The sequence below is a fragment of the Bartonella sp. AA86SXKL genome (genome assembly GCF_042196885.1).
In genome coordinates, this window is record NZ_JBHIRE010000526.1 from 1 (window position 1) to 246 (window position 246).

1 protein-coding gene is annotated in these 246 nt (G+C 37.4%); it reads right to left on the reverse strand.

Annotated elements, in window-relative coordinates; translation table 11 throughout:
• Positions 1 to 42: 42 nt before the first annotated feature.
• Positions 43 to 246: EVE domain-containing protein (locus ACFIO5_RS13055; RefSeq protein ID WP_375705640.1), on the reverse strand; the 204-nt coding region annotated here is incomplete at its 5' end.

Below are 246 nucleotides of genomic sequence, written 5' to 3' on the forward strand. Positions count from 1 at the left end.
TGGTCTCATGCAATATCAAAGATGATGAATTATAATTGTAAATTACTCTCTTGCTCTCTTAAGATTGCCCATCAAACAGACTTCTCTCCATTCATCTTCTGTGACGGGTTGTACGGATAAACGGCTGACATTGACCAAGACCATATTTTTTAGTTTTGGATTAGCTTTGATCTGTTTTAATGAAACAGGGATTGGCATATCATATAAAGCACGGATATTTACACATTCCCAACGTGGATCTGCGGT